The organism is Corynebacterium sp. SCR221107, assembly GCF_027886475.1.
Taxonomy (GTDB): domain Bacteria; phylum Actinomycetota; class Actinomycetes; order Mycobacteriales; family Mycobacteriaceae; genus Corynebacterium.
Genome location: NZ_CP115670.1, coordinates 1,222,337 through 1,248,204, shown reverse-complemented (window position 1 = coordinate 1,248,204; position 25,868 = coordinate 1,222,337). Strand labels below are relative to the sequence as shown.

The 25,868-nt window shown below is 59.1% G+C and carries 21 protein-coding genes; 4 read left to right on the top strand and 17 right to left on the bottom strand.

Annotated features, from left to right (window positions below):
* Positions 1 to 294 precede the first annotated feature (294 nt).
* Positions 295 to 1,137: a sulfurtransferase gene (locus PAB09_RS05590; protein WP_271035034.1), complete on the top strand. Its 843-nt coding sequence runs from the start codon at positions 295 to 297 to the stop codon at positions 1,135 to 1,137.
* A 46-nt stretch (positions 1,138 to 1,183) separates the two neighbouring features.
* Here the strand turns inward: PAB09_RS05590 and PAB09_RS05585 are convergent, their stop codons facing one another.
* Together PAB09_RS05585 and PAB09_RS05580 are read right to left on the bottom strand one after the other, a co-directional pair.
* Complete coding sequence (locus tag PAB09_RS05585; RefSeq protein WP_271035033.1) at positions 1,184 to 1,306, bottom strand: hypothetical protein; 123 nt, start codon at positions 1,304 to 1,306, stop codon at positions 1,184 to 1,186.
* Positions 1,307 to 1,511: 205 nt separating this feature from the next.
* Positions 1,512 to 3,665 (bottom strand): DEAD/DEAH box helicase, encoded by a 2,154-nt coding sequence (locus PAB09_RS05580; protein WP_271035032.1) that lies wholly within the window; start codon positions 3,663 to 3,665, stop codon positions 1,512 to 1,514.
* Positions 3,666 to 3,860: 195 nt separating this feature from the next.
* Between PAB09_RS05580 and PAB09_RS05575 the strand changes: the two genes are divergently transcribed.
* Positions 3,861 to 4,307: a (deoxy)nucleoside triphosphate pyrophosphohydrolase gene (locus tag PAB09_RS05575; RefSeq protein WP_271035031.1), complete on the top strand. Its 447-nt coding sequence runs from the start codon at positions 3,861 to 3,863 to the stop codon at positions 4,305 to 4,307.
* Between the two features lie 8 nt (positions 4,308 to 4,315).
* Positions 4,316 to 7,471: a DUF3427 domain-containing protein gene (locus PAB09_RS05570; protein WP_271035030.1), complete on the top strand. Its 3,156-nt coding sequence runs from the start codon at positions 4,316 to 4,318 to the stop codon at positions 7,469 to 7,471.
* A 152-nt stretch (positions 7,472 to 7,623) separates the two neighbouring features.
* On the opposite strand, the gene PAB09_RS05565 is transcribed toward PAB09_RS05570, so the two are convergent.
* The 11 genes from PAB09_RS05565 to PAB09_RS05515 all read right to left on the bottom strand — a co-directional run bounded on the left by PAB09_RS05565 (position 7,624) and on the right by PAB09_RS05515 (position 20,266).
* Positions 7,624 to 8,691, bottom strand: a complete 1,068-nt coding sequence (locus PAB09_RS05565) for an ABC transporter ATP-binding protein (RefSeq protein WP_271035029.1) — start codon at positions 8,689 to 8,691, stop codon at positions 7,624 to 7,626.
* Between the two features lie 4 nt (positions 8,692 to 8,695).
* Positions 8,696 to 10,315, bottom strand: a complete 1,620-nt coding sequence (locus PAB09_RS05560) for an ABC transporter permease (protein ID WP_271035284.1) — start codon at positions 10,313 to 10,315, stop codon at positions 8,696 to 8,698.
* A 4-nt stretch (positions 10,316 to 10,319) separates the two neighbouring features.
* A complete protein-coding gene (locus tag PAB09_RS05555) occupies positions 10,320 to 11,363 on the bottom strand; it encodes an ABC transporter substrate-binding protein (RefSeq protein WP_271035028.1) in 1,044 nt (347 codons plus the stop codon).
* Between the two features lie 616 nt (positions 11,364 to 11,979).
* Positions 11,980 to 12,363: a hypothetical protein gene (locus PAB09_RS05550; protein ID WP_271035027.1), complete on the bottom strand. Its 384-nt coding sequence runs from the start codon at positions 12,361 to 12,363 to the stop codon at positions 11,980 to 11,982.
* Between the two features lie 105 nt (positions 12,364 to 12,468).
* Entirely contained in the window at positions 12,469 to 13,680 is a 1,212-nt protein-coding gene (gene galK, locus PAB09_RS05545) for a galactokinase (RefSeq protein ID WP_271035026.1), read from the bottom strand.
* Positions 13,680 to 14,816 (bottom strand): galactose-1-phosphate uridylyltransferase, encoded by a 1,137-nt coding sequence (gene galT, locus PAB09_RS05540; RefSeq protein WP_271035283.1) that lies wholly within the window; start codon positions 14,814 to 14,816, stop codon positions 13,680 to 13,682. Before galT ends, galK begins: the two co-directional genes overlap by 1 nt.
* A 203-nt stretch (positions 14,817 to 15,019) precedes the next feature.
* Positions 15,020 to 15,283 (bottom strand): LPXTG cell wall anchor domain-containing protein, encoded by a 264-nt coding sequence (locus tag PAB09_RS05535; RefSeq protein WP_271035025.1) that lies wholly within the window; start codon positions 15,281 to 15,283, stop codon positions 15,020 to 15,022.
* A 107-nt stretch (positions 15,284 to 15,390) separates the two neighbouring features.
* On the bottom strand, positions 15,391 to 17,040 hold the full coding sequence (locus PAB09_RS05530) for a sodium:solute symporter family protein (RefSeq protein WP_271035024.1): 1,650 nt from the start codon (positions 17,038 to 17,040) through the stop codon (positions 15,391 to 15,393).
* Between the two features lie 131 nt (positions 17,041 to 17,171).
* Positions 17,172 to 18,167, bottom strand: coding sequence for an aldose epimerase family protein (locus tag PAB09_RS05525; RefSeq protein ID WP_271035023.1), 996 nt, complete (start codon positions 18,165 to 18,167; stop codon positions 17,172 to 17,174).
* Positions 18,168 to 18,669: 502 nt separating this feature from the next.
* Positions 18,670 to 18,942 (bottom strand): HypC/HybG/HupF family hydrogenase formation chaperone, encoded by a 273-nt coding sequence (locus PAB09_RS05520; protein WP_271035022.1) that lies wholly within the window; start codon positions 18,940 to 18,942, stop codon positions 18,670 to 18,672.
* Positions 18,943 to 19,000: 58 nt separating this feature from the next.
* A complete protein-coding gene (locus tag PAB09_RS05515; RefSeq protein WP_271035021.1) occupies positions 19,001 to 20,266 on the bottom strand; it encodes a nickel-dependent hydrogenase large subunit in 1,266 nt (421 codons plus the stop codon).
* Between the two features lie 128 nt (positions 20,267 to 20,394).
* Between PAB09_RS05515 and PAB09_RS05510 the strand changes: the two genes are divergently transcribed.
* Positions 20,395 to 20,745 (top strand): hydrogenase maturation nickel metallochaperone HypA/HybF, encoded by a 351-nt coding sequence (locus PAB09_RS05510; RefSeq protein ID WP_271035020.1) that lies wholly within the window; start codon positions 20,395 to 20,397, stop codon positions 20,743 to 20,745.
* 9 nt (positions 20,746 to 20,754) lie between these two features.
* On the opposite strand, the gene PAB09_RS05505 is transcribed toward PAB09_RS05510, so the two are convergent.
* Genes PAB09_RS05505 through PAB09_RS05490 form a run of 4 tightly spaced genes read right to left on the bottom strand, consistent with a single transcriptional unit; the run spans position 20,755 to position 25,477 of the window.
* On the bottom strand, positions 20,755 to 21,225 hold the full coding sequence (locus PAB09_RS05505) for a hydrogenase maturation protease (RefSeq protein WP_271035019.1): 471 nt from the start codon (positions 21,223 to 21,225) through the stop codon (positions 20,755 to 20,757).
* Positions 21,226 to 22,467, bottom strand: coding sequence for a Ni/Fe-hydrogenase, b-type cytochrome subunit (cybH, locus tag PAB09_RS05500; protein ID WP_271035018.1), 1,242 nt, complete (start codon positions 22,465 to 22,467; stop codon positions 21,226 to 21,228).
* Positions 22,464 to 24,206, bottom strand: coding sequence for a nickel-dependent hydrogenase large subunit (locus PAB09_RS05495; protein WP_271035017.1), 1,743 nt, complete (start codon positions 24,204 to 24,206; stop codon positions 22,464 to 22,466). Before PAB09_RS05495 ends, cybH begins: the two co-directional genes overlap by 4 nt.
* A 56-nt stretch (positions 24,207 to 24,262) precedes the next feature.
* Positions 24,263 to 25,477, bottom strand: a complete 1,215-nt coding sequence (locus PAB09_RS05490; RefSeq protein WP_271035016.1) for a hydrogenase small subunit — start codon at positions 25,475 to 25,477, stop codon at positions 24,263 to 24,265.
* Between the last annotated feature and the right edge of the window lie 391 nt (positions 25,478 to 25,868).

The following is a 25,868-nucleotide window of genomic DNA, read 5'->3' as shown; positions in this document are numbered from 1 at the left end:
CAGCCGAAACCTTCACCCATGAAAGCACATTGCATTTCCCCTGCAATTTTGCTCTTGTTGTGCAAAATTCTTTCCCTTTTTCGCGCATTTCTGCAACTAACACACCAGAACAGGAAAGTCACCTGCTCCCCGAAATCGGGGGCGAAAAAATCGCTTACTTCGGGCCGTATTCTTGCATGCCGACGCCGCCGCGGTCGTTTTGCGTTCCGCTCCCCGTGCCCGTTTCGGCCCTTATAACTTACGCGATGGTTCAAACCGACCAGCTGTGCCCTCGAATCGGGTTACGATGGCGCCATGACTACTCCAAGCACCACCTTCTCCAAGCCGATTATCTCCGCTGTACAACTGCACGAGATTCTGGACAACCCCAGGCTGGTCATTCTCGACGCATCGATGGCCAAAGCCGCCGAGGCCACCGAGTTCTTGCCGGGAGCCCGCTACTTCGACATCGACGGTGACTTCTCCGATCACTCCAACCGCTTCCCGCATGGGCTTCAAAGCCCCGAGGAATTCCAGGCCCAAGCCCGCAAATTGGGGCTTAACGATGACTCGATCATCGTCGTCTACGAGTCCAAGGGCGTGTTCGCCAGCCCCCGCGCTTGGTGGCTGCTGCGCTCGATGGGCCATGCCGAGACCTACGTGCTCGACGGTGGCATGCGCGCCTGGAAGGCCGCCGGATTCGAAACCGTCGATCACCGCGAACAGCCTACCGCGGAGGGCAATTTCGTTGCGCACTTCAACCCGCGCTGGTTCATCCTGCCCATTGCTGAGGTCAAGCGCCTGCTGGATACCAAGGAGAAGCCGGTGCTGGATGCACGCTCCGCAGGCAGGTTCGCAGGCACCGAACCCGAGCCCCGCAAGGGCGTTCGCTCCGGACACATGCCGGGTGCAAAGAACCTCCCGTTCACCGAGGTCCTCAACGAACATGGACTCTACAAGTCCAAGGAAGAGCTTCAAGAAATCTTCGAAGGACTTGCCGGCAAGAGCAAGTCCATCGTTACCTCCTGCGGCTCTGGTGTCACCGCAGCCATCATTGGCTTGGGCGCACACCTGGCAGGAATCGAGGAGGTCGCCATCTTCGACGGTTCCTGGACCGAGTGGGAAGGCACCGACGGCTACGACGTTGAAACCAGCTAACCCTCCCCTTGCAGGCGAAAGACCATCGCCTCGCCCCTCCCGGTGGCTACGCGTAGCGCTTGGTCTTATTACCCTCCTTGCTGTCATCATCGCCGCCGGTATCGCTGCCGGGGTGATCCACCTTCGCCCGCGACTTTCTCATTACCGACGCCGCAGGAGTAGTTGGCACAGCCAGCCCCGCCACGCTGTGCCGGACATGAGGGGCAAATCAGCGAAGATGTGGGGCCTAGCCTCGCAGGTCAGCGACCTCCAGAATGCAAGAATGCTCCCCTCCCGTGTTCATTTTCGGGAGGGGAGCATTTTTTCTCTCAAGGATGAGCCAGCTGCCCTAGGCTTTGAGCCTGAGCCACACAAGCTCGGACTCGGTCGTCGGCCTAGTCGCGCCAGCCACGCTCGCCACGTTCACGATCGGCGCGGCCGCGGCGATCATCGCGGTCGCGGTAGCCACCACGGCCACCGCGGCGATCGTCACGGTCGCGGTAACCGCCACGACGCTCCTCGCGATCGCCACCACGGTAACCGCGGGCGCCGCGGTCTTCACGGTCGCGGTAGCCACCACGGCCTCCGCGCGGTGCGCCGGAGTCCTTTTCCAGGTGGATGAGCTGTCCGGAAATGCGGGTATCGCGCAGGTTGTCGAAGACGGACTTCGGCAAGTCAGAAGGCAGCTCCACCAGGGTGTGATCCACGGCGATGGTGATGCGGCCGAAGTCCTTGTGGTTGAGCCCGCCCTCATTAGCCAACGCACCGACGATGGCACCTGGGCGCACGTGCTGACGCTTGCCCACTGCCAGGCGGTAGGTGGTCATGTCCTTGTCGGAACGCTCAAAGCGTCCGCCACGATCGCCACGGTCGAAGCGATCACCACGATCGGAGCGGTCCCCGCGATCGCGACCACCACGGCGGTCATCGCGATCGAAGCGTTCACGGCGCTCGCGACGCTTCTCTGGCGGCGGCTCCTTCATGAGGAACTCGTCGCCGGCGCGAGCCTGGGTAGCCAGCGCAGCTGCGATGTCCTCGAGCGGCACGTCGTGCTCCTCGGAGTACTGCTTGACCAGCGAGCGGAAGACGTCGATCTGCGAATCCTCCAGCGACTCCGTGATGGAGTCCGCGAACTTGGCCTTGCGGGACTCATTGACCTCGTCCACGGTAGGCAGGTCCATCTCCACCAGCGTGGCGTTGGTAGCCCGCTCGATGGAGCGCAGCATGCGACGCTCGCGCGGGGTCACGAACAAAATCGCCTCACCCGAACGTCCGGCGCGGCCGGTGCGACCAATGCGGTGGACGTAGGACTCGGTGTCGTTCGGGATGTCGTAGTTGAACACGTGGGTGATGCGCTCAACGTCGAGGCCGCGGGCCGCGACGTCGGTGGCAACCAGGATGTCCAAGCGACCGTCCTTGAGCTGATCCACGGTGCGCTCGCGCTGCGCCTGGGCGATATCGCCGTTGATGGCAGCGGCGGAGAAGCCACGGGCGCGCAGCTTTTCGGCCAGCTCCTCGGTCTCGTGCTTGGTGCGCACGAACATGATCATTGCCTCGAACTCGGTGACTTCGAGGATTCGGGTCAGCGCATCGAGCTTGTTGCGGTGAGCAACGTTGAGGTAGCGCTGGGTGATGTTCGTGTTGGTGCGGGTCTCACTCTTGACCTGGATCTCGTGCGGATCCTTCATGTAGTCACGAGAGATGCGGCGAATGCCGTTCGGCATTGTCGCGGAGAACAGCGCAACCTGCTTGTCTTCTGGGGTGTCCTCGAGGATGCGCTCGACATCTTCTTGGAAGCCCATGTTGAGCATCTCGTCAGCCTCGTCAAGCACGAGGAAGCGCAGCTCGGAGATGTCCAGCGAGCCCTTTTCCAGGTGGTCGATGACGCGACCTGGGGTGCCCACGATGATCTGCGCGCCGCGGCGCAAGCCGGACAGCTGGATGCCGTATGCCTGACCGCCGTAGATCGGCAGAATGTGAATGTCGCCGAGGTGATCGGCGAAGGACTGGAAGGAGTCTGCAACCTGCAGTGCCAGCTCACGGGTCGGTGCCAGCACCAGTGCCTGCGGGTGACGCACGGAGCGGTCAATCCGCGACAGGATCGGCAGCGCAAACGCAGCCGTCTTACCGGTACCGGTCTGGGCCAGACCCAATACGTCATGGCCTTCCATCAGCACGGGGATGGTCTGCGCCTGAATCGGCGACGGGGTTTCAAACCCCACCTTCGCAACGGCCTTCAGAACCTCTGCGGGCAACCCCAAGTTATCGAAACTTGGTCCCTGATTCTCATTTGTCGACTCGCCCTGGGCCTCCTCGTTTGAGGAGTCACTTTCTGAGTCACCCATCTCTACATTTTCAACATCATTGTCCGCGTCTTCAGCGGAGCCGGTGGCCTCAGAAGTGTTCGCAACCCTGGAGTCGTCTACATCGCCCAAAACGTCCTCAACGGACATTGGACCATTGTCTACCTGCGAATTTTCCTGAGATTCCGACACATTATTCACGTCCAGCTCGTTCTCGCCGCTGGTGGCGTCATCGGTAATACTCATTGCCACTCAAACTTACGCTATAACACCCCATTTTTCCTAGTTATTGCGATAAAGGTGACCACCCCACACAGTTCACAAACATGCGATCGCGGTCACGGACGCAACTTTGCATGCTTGCCGACGGCTAAAGCTTGTAAACCACTCGGTGAGGACAATAGTCGCCCCCTTTTGTTTTACTTGTTCCAAGAACTTCTCATGCTTACCGAAAAGATACCGAAGATGACTCGACAGAAAATCCAGGTCACAGGCGCTGTTCTTGTAAAAGATGGACTCATCCTTGCTGCTCAACGAAGCCTTACTAAATCCCAAGGCGGTCTATGGGAGTTTCCAGGCGGCAAGGTAGAACCAGGCGAAACACCAGAACAGAGCCTTGCCCGAGAACTAAAAGAAGAGCTACTTTGTGACGCCAAGATTGGTGACCTAATCACTACTTCCGAACACACATACGAACACGCCACAATTGTCTTGTCGACTTATTTTTGTACGCTCCTTGGCAATGCCCCTCGCCTTACCGAGCATCAAGAAATTCGTTGGATGAAACCCGAGGAGCTGGCCACCCTCGATTGGGCGCCGGCGGACATCCCGACAGTGGAAATCCTTCAGTCTGGAAACTATTCATCAAGCTCGTTGCAAGAAAGGTAGCAAGCAAAATGGCATCAAGGGATTCCAAGGCAAGCAGGGACTCTGCACTCGCCCTCGGTATCTATGAAACCCCAGTAACTAAGCGAATCAAAGAACGTCTTGAAGCGACTCATGAGCAGCATCCCTTCTATGCCGAGGAAGTCCATGCGTTATCCAAGCCCGACGATGATCTCCGCCCCCGTTTCAACGATGCCATCGCCCGTGAGTTTTCCATCCGTCTTGAGGCGCGACTTTCAGAGCTCAAGGATCAGAGTGACCGCATTCATCTGATTAACACGTTGGCATCTTTGCTTGATGAGGATTCGGTTGTTGATTCCGAACAATTGCTAACTTCGATTCGTCAATCAGCTTTAGAAGCAGCTCCCCGGCCTCCTGAACTTCCACTATCTTCCCTGGCGCTTCTGACAAACGCGAGAAACGAATCGAATCTCCACATTGAACTTCGTAGAGAGCTCGAAACAGCAGATTCCGTGGACTTACTGCTCGCGTTCATTAAGACCAGCGGTCTGCGAGTCCTCCACGATCCACTCGCGAAGTTGAGAGATCGCGGAATCCCCTTCCGCGTCATAACAACGACCTATTGCGGTGCCTCCGATAAGGCTGCAATCGATCGACTAGTGAACGAGTACGGTGCCGAGGTAAAGGTCTCCTACGAGTCAAGCATGACCCGCCTCCATGCAAAGGCGTGGCTTTTTCGACGAAACTCTGGATTCGACACCGCCTACATCGGAAGCTCAAATCTGTCGAATTCCGCACTCGTCAGTGGCATGGAGTGGAATGTCCGCACTTCAAGCGGAAAGTCACCCGAGATCGTCAACAAGTTCATTGCCACATTCGACACTTACTGGGCCGACAAACATTTCCTTAGCTACAATCCCAAAACCGATGGAGAACAACTCCGCAAAGCCCTCCAAAGGGAACGTTTCGCTGGTGACCCAACTGCGTCGGAAATTACCATTGCAGGTTTGACCGTCACGCCATTCCCCTACCAGCAGGAAATGCTGGAAGACTTGCAAGCGGAACGGGAACAACACGATCGACATAAGAATCTTCTCGTCGCAGCGACCGGTACCGGTAAAACCATCGTCGCTGCCCTCGATTACCGAAACATGTGCGACAAGCTTTCGCGCCGTCCTAAGCTTCTTTTTGTCGCCCACCGAAAAGAGATCCTCAGCCAAGCTCTTCGATCCTTCCGAGAAGTGCTCAAAGACGGAAGTTTCGGCGAACTACTTGTTGACGGTATGGAACCTAAACAATGGACCCACGTCTTTGCGAGCATCCAATCACTGAATAGCAGTCGCTTGGAAAAGCTGGCAAAGGACCACTTCGAGTTCATTATCATCGACGAGTTTCACCATGCCGAGGCCAGCACTTACCGCCGGGTCCTCAACTACTTCACTCCAAAAGAACTACTGGGTCTCACTGCCACACCAGAACTCGGTGACGGCGCTAATGTCATGGAGTTCTTCGACTACCGGGTTGCTCACGAACTTCGCATTTGGGATGCACTGTCACTCCAACTTCTCGCACCAATGCAGTATTTCGGAGTCAACGACGGAACCGATCTGCAACAGGTGGAGTGGGACAAGCGAAAGCGCGAGTATTCCACAGCCGCGTTGAATGACCTCTATGTCGCGCGCGGAAACCAGCGCGCAAAAATCATCCTGCAAAATCTCGAAAAGTATGCCTTCGATTTGAGCAGCATCAAGGCCCTTGCGTTTTGTGTTTCCATCGAACACGCCACATTCATGAACGCTTACTTCAACGAGATGGGCGTGCCATCTGCGGTGCTCACGGGACAAAGCACCGCAGACGAGAGAAATCGCACACTTACCGAACTTCGAAGTGGTGCCATAAAAGTAGTCTTTTCCGTAGACCTTTTCAATGAGGGACTCGATATCCCCGAGATCAACACAGTTCTACTGCTGCGACCAACTCAAAGCCCGGTCCTTTTCCTTCAGCAAATTGGTCGTGGACTTCGCCTATCCCCTGGAAAAGAATCCTGCCTCATTCTCGACTTCGTCGGTCTTCACAATTCCGAATTCGATATGGAGCGGCGTTTCCGAGCCCTCACAGGTCTCGGTGGTCGCCGATTGGTCCAGCAAGCCGAAGCAGATTTTCCACTTCTCCCCGCAGGAAGCAGCATTTCATTAGACAAGCTAACCAAAGAACAAGTACTGCAAAACCTCAAGCAAGTCACCAAGGCCACGTCTAAACGAATCGTCGAACTGGCACGAATCACCCGGACCACCTCGCTTACCGATTTCTTGGGTGACACGGGACTGTCCGTTTTTGAAATCTACCGGCCAACCAACGCTAGCTGGACCTATTACCTAAGCGAGGCGAATCTGATCGATCGTTATGAAGCGAAAAAGGATCCCCTCGTCAATCGGGTGCGAGCCTTTGTCCACGTCAATGATCTTGAGCGTGCACGCGAGTACACGCGGCTCCTCAATCCGGATGGTCCGTCTTTTGGTAATCTTTCCCAATCTGAGAAAGCCTACGCTCGAATGTTCTTGCTGAACATTTGGGGAAACCGCCCGCTGGCATCGGTTCCGGATTCTTTCGAAAATGCCTTGGATCAGGTCCGGAGAAATACGAACTTCTGTACTGAACTCACCGAGCTTCTCAAGATTCAGGTCGAAGAGAGTAAAGCAAACCCCAAAGGATTGACCGGTCCTTTGGCCAACTCACCTTTGCGGAGCCACGCACGTTACTCCCTAGCTGAACTCATGGGAGCACTCAAGGATGACGAGTTAAAGAAGCTGGCAAGTCTGCCGAGGGAGGGAGTGTGTTATCTCCCGGACCAAGGCACAGACCTCTTCTTGGTCACCCTCAACAAGGACGAGAGGCACTTTACCGAGACCACCTCCTACAAGGATTATCCAATTTCTCCCGACCTATTCCACTGGGAATCTCAGTCACAGACTTCTCTCAAGTCGAAGACCGCACAACGATATATCCATCACAAAGAACTCAGCCACTCGTTGTTGTTAGCTGTCCGAAGCTCGAACAATAACTCACTTGGACTAGCCGAAGCATTCACGCTCCTCGGGCAAGCAGAATATGTTTCGCACAAGAATGAAAAACCCATTCAATTCGAGTTGAGACTTCACAGGGAAATGCCGCAAAGGCTGTTCTTGGAAGGTCGTACCGTGGCTTAATGATTGCCATCATGAGAAATATTAATCCGGAAAGCCCACTGCAGCCTTGCCCGAGGTTCGTAAGGGTCCCTTCGAAAGAAAAGCACAGTACGTCACCGCAATCGGCCTCTACTAATGCGGTGACATCCCCATTGGTCCATTCAATCAGGCACTCAATCGCAGGAAGTAGAAGCGTGAGAGTATACGAGTGGGTTGTCGACCTTCAGCTGAACTGCTTCTCCGATTTCCGGGCGGTGGCTGCAATCTACCCGAAACGACTGGCCTCGGCTCATCGCAGTAACGGAATAGCTGCCGCCATTGAATAACACGCTCGTCACTTCCGCACTTATTATGTTGTCCCCCCGTACTGTGTTCGGTTGGATGCTTACGTGGCGGGATAGGACCGCCAGAGTGAGATCCGATTTCTTCGGTATGGTCGGGACCGGATCAAATTCCTCCGCTGGCCAAGCAAGTCCGAGTTCCCGGCAAATCACCTTGGCGTCGGAATGCACTGCCTTAAGTAGAGTTGCATCCAGTAGGAAGGCTGCCACCTCGGGTGTCTTCGGGCGAGAAATGATCTCCTGTGGCGTTGCACATTGGAGGATATTGCCGCGCGACATCACAGCAACCCGATCGGCAATGGCGAGTGCTTCAGAGCGATCATGGGTGACATGCACGGCCGTGAGCCCTGCTTTTCTGGTCAACGAGACCAACTCACGCCTCAACGTATCTCGTAAAGGCTCATCCAACGCGGATAGCGCTTCATCCAGAAGCAAAACTGACGGCTCAGCCACAATCGCGCGAGCCAATGCGACACGTTGCCGTTGACCCCCTGAAAGACTGGCAGGCTTGCGACCACCAAATCCCGGCAGTCCGACAAGTTCTAATACCTGGTCGACTAGAATGCGACGCCTCTGCTTCGATACCTTGGCCATTTTGAGCGGAAACCCAATGTTTGCGGCAACGGACATGTGCGGCCAAACCGCGTGCTGCTGAAACACCATACCGATCCCTCGCCGTTCCGGAGGAACAAGTGAAACATCTTCACCGTCTAGTTTCACTGCTCCGGAAGTTGGGTGGCCAAATCCGGCAATTGTTCGCAGAAGGGTGGTTTTCCCCGAGCCCGAGGCCCCGACGAGTGCGACGAATTCACCGTCTCCAACGGATAATGAGGCCTCATCAAGGCCTTTATTTCCATTGGGAAATTCAACGGTAACTTCGTTTACATCAATCGCTGCCATGGATCTAAACTCCATTTCTCGCTGGACGAATAGTTGCGGCAAGTGCTGCCACTCCCACCAGCAAGAAGAGCAGCGAAAGTGCAGAGGCCTGGTTGTAATTTCCCGCTTGTTGCAGGTTGAATACTTGCACACCCAAGGTTGTCGTGCCTGGCGCAATGAGCAGGACGGAGACCGTCAACTCACGCATTGCAGTCACCGCGACCAGTACCCCTCCTGAAATCGCCGCGGGGATAACTAATGCACCAGAAGTAGAAATCAATGCGCGCATAGGCGGTGCACCAGATATTAGCGCCGCTTCCTCAAAGGATTGGGGCATGGATTGGAGAGGGGCACGCACTGACTGCAAAACCAGCCCGGAAAAGGCGCACACGTACGCTGCCAAAATGACCCAGAGCGTGTTGTACATCCCGGTGTACCTTCCGAAGATAAGCCATGCTACGCCAATGATTAGACCAGGTAAGACCATTGGGAGTAAAACGATCGCGGAAAGTAAGGTTCTACCAGCTAGACGGGTACGAGTGATGATGAGACCGATCCCCCAACCTAGGAACCCACAAATTACCGCGGCAGATACGCCAAGAACGAGTGAGTTAGCAAATCCTTCAACCACCCGGGGATTCGACAAGGCACTAGAGAAATTGTCCATAGTGACTGTTTCCAAGGAAAATGGAAGACCCGGTGCTGGTAGGAGGGCGCGATACGTCAAGCCCATCAACGGGCCTATAGATATCCCTAGGCCGACGATCCATGCAGCAATAGAAATTGGCAACCGCAACTTTCCCAATGGCAATTGACTTCCCGCGCGGATTTCATGTGCTGACGTAGTCGCACCTCGCGACACCATTATGTCGGCTATCACGGCAAGGCAACCAAGACCTAGCAAACCAACCCCAAGCGTCGATACCACTTGCAGAGGGTTGTCGACCGTCCCCGAATCCATGAATCGATAAATCATCGTTGCCAGCGTTTCGAATCGTGCAGGCGATCCGAGTATTGCTGGGATACCAAAATCAGCAAGATTGGCGATTGCTGCCAGGGTGAAAGATGCGATAAGCGCAGGTCGAAGCAATGGGATGGTCACGGAGAAAAACACTTGCCCAGGGCTTGCCCCGGCGATTCTCGCAGCTAGTTCTAATTCAGGTGGAATCGATCGCAATGCCGAAACAATGATCACGTACGCCATCGGGAATGAGTGGACGGCGAGTAGAAACGTTACGCCGTCGGCCCCGTAGATGTTCCACACTTCTCGACCAAGGATTCTATTTATTCCCTGACTCGGACCGAATAACTGCATCCACGCGATGGCACCGATAAAAGGCGGGACGAGAAGCGGTGACAACAGCAACAGGCGCAGTGCACGCCCACCCACGATGTCCGTACGGTCCAGCAGCAATGCAACAAGAAGGCCTGCGAACACCGCAAGGCAGGCGGACAACAAGGTGGTGGCGAGCGAGTTCCTCAGCGCGTCCACCACACCATGCTCTATCAAAAGTGGGATTTGGTTTCCACCGAGTGCGATTGAGATAACCAGGGATAGAGGGACAACGAACAGTCCCACGGCAATCAGCCAGGCCCCTGCAACTGTCAGGGATAAAGCGGGACCGGCACATGATCGGCCCCGCATTACTTTAGGCAACGGAATCCTGGAAGACCTTCACCGCAGCTTCCTTATCTGCAGTGATCTTCTCCAGGTCCTGCTTCATCAAAGTGATGTCTTCGAGAGCGGGAACCCCCTCCGGGGTCTTTACATCATTACGGACGGGGAGGTAAGACTGCTCCACCGCCAATGACTGTGCCTCCTTAGAGAGGAGGAAATTGATATAGGTCTGAGCCGCCTCTTTATTTTCGGATGCCTCGAACACCCCTGCGGGCTCCGTGATGTAGGGGACGCCTTCAGTGGGATAGGAAATTGCAATTGGCGAACCCTTCGCGGCAAGATCACGCACGAGGTAATCAACCACGATACCTACAGGACGGGATCCGGAAGCGATCTCCTGGGACGTCGGTCCATTTGATTCAGCAATCATTGGAGTGTTCTGTCCAAGAGCCTTGATCCACGCTTCGCCCAGCGCCGGATCATTCTTCCACACAGAAGCATTGAACGCGGCTGCGCCGGAAACCGCCGGATTCGGGAGGACGATTTTTTCCGAGTACTTGGGATCTACCAAGTCCTGCCAGGACTTCGGGGCTTCGTCTTCGCTGATCACAGAGGTGTTGTATGCGATGACAGTGGGAATGATGCGAGTTCCAACGTAGTAATTCTCTGGGTCACGAGCCTCTTCAATCACCTGCTCGGTGTCAACCCCTTCTAATTCAGAAAGGTCATTGCTCGCTGCGTACTTTTCGAAGGTTGCTGCATCTGCAGCCCACAGAACGTCTGCCTCAATCTTTCCGGATTCCTTTTCGGCTGCAATTCGAGCGTTCAAATCACCAGTACCCGCTCGGTAAACTTCAACCTCAATGTCAGGGTACTGCTCGCTGAACAGTGCGTTAATAGCATCAACCTTTTCCTCCGGCTCAGATGTATAGACCGTGAGTGTCGTCTTTTCTTGCGCAGCGGCCGTGTTGTCCTCCGCGGCGTTGGAATTCTCTGTAGGCTCCGCACAAGCGGCCAAGACTCCGCCTGAGGCGACTACCGCCAGCAATACACCGGTGAGACGACGTTGGAACATGAATCCTCCATAGGTTTCTTACTAAGGTTTACCTATGGAATGGAACTCTGGCTCAGTTAAGAAGAGTCATTGTGTAGGGAAACTCTTCGGAAATTATTGGTTGCTACTGGGAACTGCAAGGGCAAGAATGCTTTGGTTATCTACTGGCCGGTAAGTTCCTCGTCATTGAACTTCAGTCATCGGTGAAAATGCAGGTGATTCCCTATAGTCAGCGACTACTCGAACCCCTCTGCGGGACATGCAATGGTGATTGTGGAGGAATTGTCTGCGCGCGAATTAACGGTTCCATGGGTATCGCTGTCATAGGACGCCCAGCAATACCTGACCGTGGAGAGTTCCTTGGTATCGCCTTGCGCGCTCAAACGCATCCAAGATTTCGACGATTTCTACTGTTGTGAAGAAGGCGATGCTCTCCCTCAGAAACTCCTCGCCAAAAGTGTCAAGGAGATCCATTGCGGGAAAAATCGGGCTGTAAAAAAAAGACATTGGGTCTCCCTTTGGCGACTGTATTAATCGCCATTAGCGCCGGCAGCATCCATTCTCGAAAGTCACAAGAATGGCAACAGGCCACGTAACGGTGCTCCTCGGAACGACCCTGCCAAGGGAAGCCGGGTTTTTAGGAAACCTTCAACTGCACAGATTCCCCAAGGCGCATGAAGGTCGACTCTTCGCCGACGATCTCGTAAAAACCTGAAATCGTCTCCAGCTCGGCGTAGGGCGCTTCAATGGAGAAACTGAGGTTTTCGGCTGGGCACTCCGCGGTCAGCGCTGGGTGTACATCTCCTGGCTGTGGTATCAGCATGCGTGACTCCGAGTCATTGCGCACCCAGTTATACATCGCCCACATTGCTGCATCCCACTTACCGGCGCCTGCGAGAGCATTCAAAATCGCAAAGATCTCCGGATTGGTCAGGTGCTTGATGACCTCAGAAATGAGATCGAAGCTGCAAATATCCACCAGCGGCATAGGCTCGCGGTTACCGAAATAGCTAATCGACATTACAACCCCTTTCGATGAAAGGATACAAGAAACGGCGAACCTTAAGGCCTGCCGTACCTTTGTCTGGGTGTAATTGTCGAGAAGTTGGAAGATTCTGCTCCTTGATTAAGCCAGGCGCCGTGCCCCATCACCCGGGCGCGCCACCAAGAAGGTGGGGGCCGGGAAGCCGCGGTCGAGGGCAGCCTGCTCGATCTTTGCCGCGGTGGCCTCGACATCCTGGGCGTTCACCAGCGCAATGACGGAACCGCCGAAGCCACCGCCGGTCATGCGGGCGCCGTACTCGCCCGCCGCGTGGAACGCGGACTCCAGCTCCTGAGTGACCACCTCATACTGGTCACGCAGGGACTCGTGGGAGTCCTGCATGAGCTGGCGGAAGGTAGCCATGTCATCGGCTTCAAGCGCGTGGGCGGCTTCGATCGTGCGGGCGGTCTCCTCCACCACGTGCTTGACTCGTTTGGTGGCCTCCGCTACATCGAGGTTGTTCTCCTCTGCCCAGGCGGATGCCTTTTCTACGGCGTCGTCGATGTCGCGGAAGGTCGCCTCCGGCTGGGCCTGGGTAAAGGCGTCGATGACGCCGCGGCGCGAAGCGTATTGGCCGTCGTTAAGGGCATGCGGGGCATTCGTATCGGCGATGAGCAAGGCCAACCCCTTGGCGGCCAGGTCGAAAGGAACCGGGGTGGTTGTGCCTTCATGGAAGTCGATGACAAGGGCCTTGCCGTGCTCACCATAGAGGCTGGAGCGCTGATCCAACCCGCCGGTGGAGGCGCCGACCACCTCGTTCTCAGCGCGGATGCAGGCATCGACCAAGCCGGGAAGGTCATTGCGAGTTGGCGCCTTGTGATTGGCCAGCTCAAAGGCGGCGACGGCGGTAGCACACTCGAGGGCGGCAGAGGAACTAAGACCTGAGCCAAGCGGGACATCGGAGACAATCGCCAGGTTATAGCCCTGCACGGTGGGGATGACCTGCGACTGGGTGGCAGCCCAAATGGTGCCCACCACGTAGCCAGACCAATCGGCAGGGTGCAGCGGGCCCACCTCATCGACCGGGATGGTCGTTTCCATCTTGGTGCCGTCCGGGGCGATCGAGACCACCCGGTAGACGCCATCCTCATTCGGTGCGGCGGCCACGGCAGTAAGTTGCTCAAGGGCGAAGGGAATGGACACGCCCGCAGCGTAGTCCACGTGATCGCCGATCACGTTCACGCGGCCAGGGGCACCCCAGACACCCTTTGGGTCGCGGCCGAAAGCCTCCTTGAACAGGCGGGCCGCGTCTTCGGCGAGGTGTTGGGGTTGGCGGGTGGAAATCCAGCGTGGCATTAGGGCCATACCTCCTTGAATCGGGCGGCGATGGCCTCCGGGGTGGTGTCGTTGATCCACACGGACTGGGAGGACTCGCTGCCAGCGAGGAACTTCATGCGGTTCGGGGAGCGCATGAGCGAAAACAGTTGTAGGTGAAGTCGGGAATAGCGACGCAAGCTCGGATCGACCGGGGCCTGGTTCCAGCCCGCGATGTACGGGGTCTTCTCCACGCCTGGGAAGAAGCGGTCCACCGCCGTGTACAGGCGCTTGAGCAGGTGGGCTAGGTCCTCGCGCTCGGCGTCGGAAAGCTCGGTGAAGTCGGCCACGTGACGGTTGGGCCAGACCATGACCTCCACCGGCCACTTGGCTGCGGCCGGAACGAACACGGTGAAAAACTCGGTCTCTTCGATGATGCGAGTGCCGGCGCTGCGTTCGTCGGCAAGCAATTGTGCAAACAGCTCCTTGCCCGGATGCGCAGCAGCAAAGGCCTTGCTGGACTCGACGATCGAGGCAAGTCGCGGCGAAAGGAACGGGTAGGAGTAGATCTGGCCGTGCGGGTGCTGCAGGGTCACGCCGATCTCCTCGCCGCGATTCTCGAAGGGGAATACCTGCTGGATACCCTCGATGGCCGACAGGGCAGCCGTGCGATGCGCCCAGGCTTCAATGACCGTGCGGATGCGCCTAGGCTCGAGATCCTTGAAGGACTTGCTGACATCTTCGGTAAAGCAGACCACCTCGCAGCGGGCCTTCGCGGGCTTGCGCGGGTAGGCCTCGATGCCGTCGACCAGGTACTCCCAGCCGGAATCGTCGATGTTCATGGAAAAGCTCGGAAAGCGGTTTTCGAAGACGACCACGTCATAGGTCGGCGAAGGAATCTCCGTGGGCAGCTGGCCCGGCTTGCTGGGCGCAAGCGGGTTTTCGTTGGCCGGGGGCATGAACGTGCGGTTCATGCGGTGGGCGGCATAGGCCACCCAGGCGCCGGTCAGCGGATCGCGGCGCATCTCCGAGGTCGTGTGCGCCTGGGGCAGGTCGCGGGGATCGTCGAGCACCCGCTCCCCTTTCGACTTCGGGGTGTCATCGAAGTAGAGGATCTCCCGGCCGTCGGCCAGCCGGGCTGCGGTCACACTTACCCCGGCGGCGAGGGTCTGCGGCATGGCGGCCTCGTGCCCGGTGGAAGTGGTGGCCGGGCTAGGCGCTGCGGAGGTGGTAGCTGGGCTGGTAGCGGAAGCGTGGATGGGTTGTTTGTTAGTGCTCATGGTGCTCGTGGTCTCGCCTGGTTGGAAACTTTTGTGGGGTTGCAGCTTTAGCGGCGTGCGGGAGGGGGAAAAGGCCTAGTTTGCCTGCCTAGTTTGCCTGCCTAGTTTGCCTCGTCGACTGCGATTGGGCGCAGCTTCGCCCACAGTGCGAAGACGATGCCCACGGCCAGCATGGCGATGCCAGCCCAGAGGTTGTCGGCGGAGCTCTTCTCCACGCCGGTCTCGGGGTTGATGCCGGGATCCAGCGCGAAACTGCAGATGACAAGGACGAGGCCATAGATGCCGATCAGCGCGCCGATGACGTTGCGGATGTCGAAGGCGCCCGCGAAGTGCTGGCTGCTGGCCTTCGGTTGATGGGTGCTCATGGTGAAAAGTTCCTTAAGTGAAATAAGAAGGACGAGATGGTGGCGGATTCTGGCGCAAGGCACGCCGCGTGAGAGTCAGTGCTGCTGTGCCTGCAAGCCGCATCCGCTTAGAGGAAGATGATGTTGAGGGTCACGACCATCGCCAGGCACAGCATGCCCAGCGGCACGGTGCGGCGGTACCACGGCAGCGCAGCCTCGGTGTCATCGGCGAAGTGGGACTTCGGGGTCACCGACTTCACAAAGCCCACCAGATCCTCGTCCGGCTTCGGCGTGGTAAAGGTGCTCACGATGACCGAGACGATGATGTCCGTGATAAAGGCAAGGGTGGCGGCGACGAAAGCGGTACCCTGACCCGGCAGGTTGACCACCGGGTTCTCCCCCAGCGACAGTGCCCAGAAAATCACGGCGGCGGCGGTGCCGGAAACCAGGCCCGACCAGCCAGCGTGCGGAGTCATGCGCTTCCAGAACATGCCCAGGATGAAGGTGGCAAAAAGCGGGGCGTTAAAGAAGCCGAACAGCGTCTGCAGGTAGTCCATCACGTTGCCGAAGTTGCGAGCCAACAGCGCGGTGAACACGGCGATGAGGGTGGCCACGACGGTGGCGATACGGCCGAACTTCAGGTAGTAGTCATCCTCGCGGTCCTTGACCACATACTGCTGCCAGATGTCGTAGCTGATCACGGTGTTAAAGGCGGAAATGTTGGCAGCCATGCCAGCCATGAAGGAGGCAAGCAAACCGGCGATGGCAACGCCCAGCAGGCCGTTGGGCAACAGGTCGCGCATGAGCAGCAAGATGGCGTCATTCGGCTTGGCGGTGGCCTCCGGGCCCATGAGCTCAGCAACGGTCACGCTGGCGACCATGCCCGGCAGCACCACGAGGAAAGGAATGAACATCTTCGGGAAAGCGCCGATGATCGGGGTCTTGCGGGCAGCCGAGATGGACTCGGAAGCCATTGCGCGCTGGACCTCCACGAAGTTGGTGGTCCAATAACCGAAGGAGAGCACAAACCCCAGGCCGAAGGTAATACCGATGACCGAAAGCACCGGGGAGCTAAAGCCCGACAGATCCATGCCCGGCCAGGTGTGGAAGTGCGATTCGTTGGCCACGGCATCCTTCAGGCCAGACCAGCCGCCCACACGGTTCATGCCAATGATGGTCAGCGGCAACAGCGCTGCGACGATGACGAAGAACTGCAGCACCTCGTTGTAGATGGCGGCAGACAGGCCGCCGAGGGTGATGTAGGAAAGTACGATGACGGCAGCGATGATCAGCGTCAGCCAAAGCGGCCAGCCCAACAGGGCGTTGACGATCTTGGCCAGCAGCAGCAGGTTCACGCCGGCGATGAGCAGCTGAGCCAGCGCGAAGGAGATGGCGTTGACCAGGTGCGCGCCCGCGCCGAAGCGCTTGCGCATGAACTCAGGAACCGAGCGCACCTTCGAGCCATAGTAGAAGGGCATCATGACGATGCCGAGGAAGACCATGGCCGGCACGGCGCCGATCCAGAAGTAATGCATCGTCTGGAATCCGTACTGCGCGCCATTAGCGGACATGCCGATGATCTCAACGGCACCCAAGTTGGCGGAGATGAAGGCCAGGCCCGTCACCCAGGCAGGAAGGCCGCGGCCGGAAAGGAAGAAGTCAATCGAAGAGGAGACCTTTGCCTTCGCCGCCCAGCCAATGCCGAGGACAAATACGAAGTACAAGGCCACGAGGGTGTAGTCCACCCAGGAGGCGTCGAGTCTCAGTGCCGAATTCATGGGGCATCCTTTGGTCTTGGAAAAGTCGGGCTCGGCGCCGGTGGCACGAGCCCCTAAATGGGATGAATGTGAAGTTGTGAGGAAAGTGTGGTGTAGGAAAGACTTCGCGGAAGAAAGCCTTCCTCGTCTTTTTAAGGATTGATCGCTGTCATCCGAACGCTGAGGCGCTGCGGGCCACGGGCTAGATCATGGACATCGATCCCGCTGGTCAATGCGTTGGGCGGTCCCGTCATAGGTTCGACCGCGACCGCACGCCCGCGTGGTGCCCCTGGGTAGGGAATCTCAATGTCCTCACCCGGGGTAAAGATCTGGTACCAGGACAGCTCGCTGCTGCAGGTCATCTCCACGCCGCGTCCGGATTCGTCGGTGAAGGTGGTGGTGACGAACCCGTCCGCGCTGGAGTGGAAGCAGTCATCGAGGCTGTGTCCCCGAAGGGGCAGGCCCTGGGCCAGTTCCTGTGCAAGCGTGGACTCATGGGCTGTGCCCACGGGCAGCTTGCGTTGCGGGTCCAAGTCCAGTTGGGTATCCACATCTACTCGAAGCGTGCAGCTATCGGTAGGTGCGCCCTGGGCCTGGAGGTAGGTGTGCCAGCCGAACACGAAGGGGATGGCGCCTGTCGGCGCGACTTTTTCATCTTTGGCCTGGGCAACGAAGCGGGCATGAAGGCCGTCTTCGCCAAGCCCATAGGTGGCGGTCACCTCAGTCGACCACGGCCAGTGATTTTCAGGACCGATCTGGATGCCGAGGGTGACCGACTGGGAGGTGTGCTCCTGAAGGTGCCACTGCCGATCGAAGACCAACCCATGCAAGGCGTTGGAGCGGTCTTGCTCATTTAGCGGCATGCGGTACTCGGTCCCGTCCACCGTGAACGTTCCTTCGTCGAGGCGATTGGGCCACGGCGCGAGCACGAGCCCGGCTGTCAGCGGTGCGACCTCGCCTTGCGGGTAGGTTTCCACGAGTGCGCGCCCGTCGAAGGTCAGTGCCTGCAATCCCGCGCCGAGGGTGCTGATCACGGCACGGTAGTGATCGTTCTCAATGGTGTAGTAGCGAGTTGCCGCCGGCGCGGGAATCCCACTGCCCTGCGGTTCGACCCAGGTGTCCGACATGGTTCCGGTGGTGGAAGCCATCCTTGTCACCCCTTTACTGTGCTGAGAAATGTGAACGTATATCAATCGATTGCATCCCCAAGTCTAGGAAGAATTCGAGACACAATCAAAGGGTTTCGATGACGATCGATGCCAACTCGGCGTCATAATTCGGGCGGGCTTGACATTTTCTTCCGCCACCTTCTTACATCCAACGAAAGAGACTCACGTCACCGCATGGAGAAAAACTCGGACTGACCACAGTATTTGATTGTGAACGTTCACAGCCGATTCACACAACCACCCCTCACGGTGAAACGAGCACCCATCCCAACCCCCGTGAGACATAGCAAAAGACCGCAGCCCCAGTGAGACAAGGCTCAAATTCTGCGGTCTTTTTACCTCTTCACTAGTCCCCATTTTCGGGGGGTAAGAAAGTATCCCCCACTTCTTCAACCCCACGCCTTTCTCGCGGTAATCCCGCCGAAAACCCCTGCTAGGAAGCATGCATCCTGCTAAAGGGCCTGCTCCCCCAAGCAACGCGCTAGGGGCGTGCGCTGGCCCGCGGGGTATCCCCGTTTGCTGCCGGGATGAGATCAAACTCCTCAATGGTCTGCATGGACTCCCGCGCGGCTTCTTCGTCCACGATGGTCATGGCAAAGCTGTTTTGTACCAAGACCCAGTCCCCCGCCACGGCCTCCGGAACATAGGCAAAACAGCACGGCCGCCGCTCGCCTGCGACATCGATCTCTCCCATCGGAAATGGATCCAGGCTACTGCCCGGGTCAATCACCCGGGCCGGGATACCAAGACACATGGTGCAATCGTCCTTTCAAAAAAGCACTCGTATGAGTAAAAAGGATACGCCCACCCCATCAGACAAGGGTGTTTCCGTCCTCATCCACCACGGCCAGATTCATCATGCCCTCCGGGGCCTGGGTACACGGCAGGCAAGGATCGGCCGCGCGCACCGCCTGTTCCATCACCGGCTTCAGCTGCGGCACCGGCCCAAATTCCACCCATGCGCGCGAGAGCATTTCCGCAAGCCAGGGCTCATTTTGCGCGGTGGGGCTTAGAATCTGGCACCGTGCGAGCACCCCATCTTTGACCTCATAGTGGTGGATGAGCAGCCCCCGCGGCCCGTCGACCAAGCCGGTGCCCACGCCATCGGCTAGTACCGGCGCCTGGTGCCCCGATGCCTCTTCGGCATCCGCGAAGATGTCGTCACCTAAGCCCGCACTCAGCTGGGCGATCGCTGCTGCCGAGTCAGCCAGCGACTGCGCCTGCGCGCGGGCGGCGCCATACTGCGGGTAGCGCGCGGCGGGTCCTACGCGATAGGGATGCCAGGCACCGTCGATGAGCACCTCCGGGCGCGGCGTAATCGCCCCGGGGGCGGTCTCGCGCAAACGGTGGGCAACCTCGGCGGCCGGGATGAGTTCGCTTCTTTTCAACGTGGCGTGCCCATCGCTTGGGGCTAAGCCAGGCTCATTCAGGCGGATCAAGAGGAAGTCCCCCAGCGGGTCCCAGGCGCCGCTGGCATCGGTGACGATAATATCCGCACCCCGGTACTGCTCCAGGGGTTGCTGCGGCGGGCACTCGGCGATGAGCCCGTCTATGATCGGCCGTGTCTGCTCATACAGGTCAAGGATCTGTGCCCGCAGCTGCGTTGCCTGCTCCTTGAGCGGGAGCGCGCTGGGTTTGACCCCGCCGGGAGTGGCCACATCCGGAAAGTGCCCCGGCGCGCCGGCTAGGGCCTGGGCCTTCTTGCCCATGGTGCGCACCGCCACCGCCGCCGCCCGCGACTGTTTCAACGCCAAGCGCGGGCCCATCACGTCGAGCACGCTGCCGTGATGCAGCAACAGGCGCAACGCCCGGGCCGCCTCATCAGGTTGCGTGGGGCATAGCTGGTCCAGTGCCCGCATCCCCGCGAGGTGGTGGGTTACCGGGCACAGCCCGCACAGCCGCGTGACCATCGTGGGCACCTGCCAAGCGGGCTTGCCTTCGAGGAATGTGTCCACGCGGGGTACCCCGGCCACGTCGAAGGTTGCCACCCGGTCGGCGGATGCGGCCGCCGGGTCGATGATCACGCGCGCGGACAAGGGATCGACGATCTCATTGACCATTAGCTTGGTTTTTGTCATGGGGTTTTCGTGCCTTTACTCGGTAGAGTTCGTGCAGGATGTCTTGAGGCTTTAAGCCTTGGCCTTTCTTACTGTGGCCTTTGCGGGGCTTGTTGGTCTCGTGCGGGTTCGTTCTAGACTTAAGTCTCATGCACGAGTTGTCCTTGCTTACAGGCGTTGTCGCCACCGTTACCGAGGTTACCGCCGACAAGGTGGCCGAGGGAAAGCCCGTCGTGGCCGTGGGGCTGACTGTCGGGGCGCGATCCGGGGCGTTGATCGACGCCCTCGAATCTTCCTGGCCGCTGGCGATTGCAGGCACCGTGTGCGAGAACGCGCGGCTTGAGATCACCCCCGTTGCGGCCACCGTATGGTGCCCAACGTGCGGGTGCGAGCAAGAAATCGATGAGTTCTTCGCCTTGGTGTGTCCGGTATGCCAAACCCCCACCGCTGATCTGCGGCGGGGGCAGGAGTTTCTCATCGATTGGGTCGATGTCGGTTAGCGGCAAGCCTTAGATCGCTTCGGCCCAGCGGTCAAGGATGTCTTGCGCGGCACGGGTGGCGGCCGGAACCGCCACCGCCACCGCATCGCTGAGACCTACATGCAGTCGCGCATCCTTGGCCACCACGCCGACGACGACCACCTCCTCAGGCTCCTGCCCCAGCAGGCGGGCCACCGAGAGCAGGTCGAGCAGGCCCACCTGATGCGGGGATAACGCATTCTTGCGCAGGCGCGGGAGCTGGTCGCCCTCCAAGACCAGCACGGTGCCGGGGTGTTCGTCGGGGTCGTTGATCCCATCAACCACCAGCAGGCGCTTCGCGTCTTGGATTTCCGGGAGGATCTCCATGCCGAGCGTGCCGCCTTCGACGTAATCGACACCGCGCACCTTGGCGTCGGAAAGCAAAGAAAACACGGCAATGCCCACCCCATCATCGCTCATGATGGGGTTACCAATGCCTAAAACGGTCGTCTTCGTGCCCACTTACTCGATCTCCGGGGCATCGACTGGGGTGGAGCCGGTGGGCAGCCACACGGCACCGTTGATCATGGAGGACACGCCGCCATGATCTTCCAGGTTATCGGCGCGGAAGGCCAGGTAGACGTGGACCACCACGAAGCTCATGATGATGAACATGACCGCCGTGTGGAACAGGCGCAGGGCAGGCACGCCGAACCAGTGGACCGGGTAGGCCAAGATCACGTGGAAGATGTTCGACTGGTCGTAGATGCCATACAGGGCCAAGCCGGTGACCATCTGGATCGCGCACATGACGTAAATGCCGGTATAGGTCAGCTGCTGCAGGCCGTTGTGGCCGACATACTGCGGGCCTTCCTTCTTGAGGAACAGGTAGAACTGGACGGTGCCCCACATGTTTTTGGCGTCTTGCTTGTTATAGATCGGCCATAGCGCGCGCCAACGCATCTGTCGTTCCTTGGCGAACACCGTCAGCGACAGGCGCCAGATCGCCAGCGCGATCCAGCCCACGCCGGAGGCGATGTGGATAAAGCGCACCGTACCCATGAAGTAGCCGGTGTCGCTCGTAGCACCCGGACCGAAGAACGGGTCCATGATGTAGTAGCCCGTCACCGACAGCGCGACGATGAAAAAGACGTTGAACCAGTGCTGGAAGCGCAACGCCAGCGGCCACATCTGCACGCGGGTATAGCCCGGGCGGGTTGGGGCTAGGCGGGTGCGGCGCTCGCACACGCCAAAGCTCATGACACCGGCTAGCTGGTAGGAATCAGGATCCTCCGAATCCAGCTCCGCCACCGCGATGGCCATGCAGCGCCGTCCCACCTTTTGCATGGCGTTGACGTGCTTTTTCGCCAATACCCTCTGCTCGCGGGTCGCATTCGAGGCGGCGAGGACCGCCGAGACATCGCCGCGCATGACGGAGACATTGCGGCGAGACGCGCGTGCCCAGATATTGTTGACGGTCACGGTGGAATAGGGGCGCTCCGGGGTGCCGGGGACGAAGTCGACGGCGTCGTAGGTCTCGTCGGTCGCACGCCACAGTGCCACGTCGATGGGGTCATCGGAGCCTTCCGGGGCCACCGCGGCCATGCGGATGAGCGTTTCCTGGCCGTACTTGTCCACGGGGAAACTCGAGATGACCGAGAGCTCGGGCTTGGGCTCGTTTTTCCTAAAAACCGGGTTGCCCGCGTCAATCGCCGGGTTTTCCGGGGTGGGGTTGGCCCCTTGGGCGGGAACGTGAGTGGTCATTGTGTCATCACCTTGACGATCTCCTCGCCTTCCGCGTCCACCAGGTGGACCGCGCAGGACATACACGGGTCGAAGGAGTGGATGGTACGCAGCACCTCGAGGGGCTGCTTCGGATCTTCGAGCGGGTGCCCGCCGCCGGCGAGCGCCTCCTCGTAGGGGCCGCGCTGGGCCTCGGCGTCGCGGCCGCCGGACAGCCAGGTGGAGGGAACCACGGCCTGGTAGCGGGCGACCTTCTGGTCCTTGATGGTCACGTAGTGCGACAAGGTGCCGCGGGCGACCTCGAGCATGGCGAAGCCGCTTGATTCCTCGGGCCAGGAGCTGGGCTCCCACTTCTTCGGGTTGAAGACGTCGTAGTCGCCTTCCTTGATTCCCTTGATGAACTCCGGCAGCAAGTAGTTGAGCATATTGGTCGAGGTGGTCACGGCCTCCACCGCGCGCGCCAAGGTGCGGCCACCGGTGGAGTTGAACTTGTCCACCGTGATCCCTAAGGTGGCCATCGCGTCGTCGACAAGCTTCTTGGTCTCCGGCTCGTTTTGCAGGTAGGCCAAAAGCACGCGGGCAACCGGTCCCATCTGGGTGGGGCGACCGTCGTAACGCGGCGCCTTCGACCAGGTGTACTCCTGGTTGTCAGCCAGCCACTCATAGGGTGGCTGCGGCCCGGTGTAGGCAGGTGTGGTCTCACCCTCGCTCGGCTCGAGGCCTTCTTCGTTGCCCACGGAGTATTCCAGCCACGCGGAGGCCACGTATTCCTTAATCTTGGCCGGGTCAAGCGGGTGGACCGTGGTGTAGTCGCCGTCGAGGATCACACCCGGGGTGATCTCGGGGTGTCCGTGCGAGAGCGAGCGCTCGAGCTGGTCGCCGCGGATGGCGGCGCCGGCCATGCCCACTGCCAGAAAGGTATCGGCCGACTTTCCGATGTCGAAGTAGTCCTTGTACACGCCCATGATCGCCAGCGCGTCCGGGAGGTAGCAGCCGGTGACGAAGTTTTCGATCTCCTCGGTCCAGGTCTGGATCTGATCGATGGAGACCTGGTTGACGGTCTCGGACTTGTCCGGGTCGATCGAACAGGCCATGCCGCCGACCAGGAAGTTCGGGTGTGGGTTCTTGCCGCCGAAGACCGTGGTGATGCGGATGATCGAGCGCTGGAACTGCAGCGCGTCGAGGTAGTGGCTCACGGCCATGAGGTTGGCCTCGGCCGGCAGGCGGTAGTCCGGGTGATCCCAATAGCCGCCGGTGAAGATGGACAGCTGCCCAGAATCGAGAATGCCCTGGACGGTCTCTTTGACCTTGGCGAACTGTTCCGGGGTATTGCCCTTCCATGTCGAGCCGATGGAGCGGGCAAACTCCGCGGTCTTTTGCGGGTCCGCCTGCGCTGCGGAGACCACATTGACCCAGTCGAGGGCATGCAGGTGATAGAAGTGAACGACGTGGTCGTGGACTTCCTGGGCCGCCAGCAACAGGTCGCGGATGAGCTGGGCCTGCTTGGGGATCTGGGTGCCGATCGCGTTTTCCACGGCGATGACCGAAGCCACCGAGTGGGTGGCGGTGCACACGCCGCAGATGCGTCCGACGAATGCCCACACGTCGCGCGGGTCGCGGTCTTGGACGATGGTTTCGATGCCGCGGAACTGGGTGGCCTCGCTCCAGGCCTCCTTGATCTCTCCCCCGTCGACTTCCATCTCAATACGCAAGTGGCCCTCGATGCGGGTCAAGGGATCGACGACAATTCTTTCAGCCATAGTTCAGTGGTCCTTTTTTGCTTTGCTTTCCGACGCCTACGGTCGCCGATCCTTGATTACTGTTCCGTTGCCTTCGACGGCGGGGTCGGGTGATCGCCCGCGGCGGTGGTGACCGCTCCCGTGGCATCGGTTGGCCCGCCATAGGTCTCCAAGGTCTCCAAGTCGCCGTTGGCCTTGCGCACCTTGATCTCGTGAACCATAGTCAAACCACCGTGGACGGCCACGCCGGCAGCCGCCACGCCGACCAAGCCCCAGCCGACCTTTTCCACGCTGGATTCCACGCCAAAGCCGCGCACGTTGGGCAGCTCGGTGTAGAAGGGGGTAAACCGATCAAAGAAGTCCTTTTCCGTGCATCCGATGCACGGGTGACCGGCGCCGATCGGCCAGCCGGACTTGAGGTTCCACTGGATGATCGGGCACGGGCTAAACGTCGAGGGGCCCTTGCAGCCAACCTCGTAGAGGCACCAGCCGTTGCGCGCACCCTCATCATCGAAGGAGCGGACGAACTGGCCGGCATCGAAGTGGGCGCGGCGCGGACAGGAATCGTGAATGCGCTGGTCGTAGGCGAATAGCGGACGGCCTTCCGGATCCACCTCCGGGGCGTGACCGTGGGTGAGGATATAGGAGATCGTCGCGGTGATGACCTCACCGATCGGCGGGCAGCCGGAGACGTTGATGACCGGCTTGTCCTTGATGATCTCGTCCACACCGACCGCGTGGGTGGGGTTCGGCCGCGCCGCCTGGACCGAACCGTAGACCGCACACGCGCCGACGGCAAGGATGACGGTGGCGTTCTTGGCGGCCTCCTCGAGCACCTGACGGGAGGTCTTGCCACCGATGGTGCAGTAGACGCCATTTTCGGCCAGCGAGACCGAGCCGTTGACCACGAGCATGTGGGGTTGTTCATTTAGCTCGTGCAGGGCCTGCTCGGCGGCCTCGCCGGAGGCTGCCATCACCAGCTCGTTGTAGTTGACGGAGAGCTGATTGAGGACAAGATCCTCAATGGTGTTGCCGCCGGAACGCAGCACCGACTCCATGCAGCCGGTGCATTCTTGCAGCTGCAGCCACGCCACGTTGGGCTTGGTCACCGCGCCGAGCGCGTCGGCGATCTTTTCTGCTTCTTCGGCCTGTGCCTTCGACGCCAGCGGTGCGCCGACGGCATAGATGGCTGCCAGGCCGGAGCACATCTTCAAAAAGTCACGGCGGGAAACGCCCTTGCGCGCCAAAGACTCCATTAATGTCTCGTTGCGCCAGGATCCAGGAATGTCCATTACACTTCGCTTTCCACGTTCATCACCCACAACCAGCCAGCCCCAAAGGCTGTGGCCGGTTATGGCATGGTTTGTGTGGAGGCCCCATTTGGGAGAGACTCCACCAACGTTCCTATTCCAAGGAAGCGAACTGATGGCTCATGTTGTGGCCCGGTTACTGCCCACAAACGGCAAACGTTTGCGCATCGGGCGGGCGACGGGGGTCAACCCCGGCGCTACACCCGCCCGATCGCCAACGCTGCATCGTTTTTCGGTGTTGGAAACCTAGTGGCTCCACGTTTAGCCCACGTGTCACCTGACGCTTCCCCGTCACCTGCCAAGGTTACTCCCCGTGGCGCCACATATGCTTTCGTGGCCATGACAGGAAAGTGGTCAGACCAACCCCCTATTA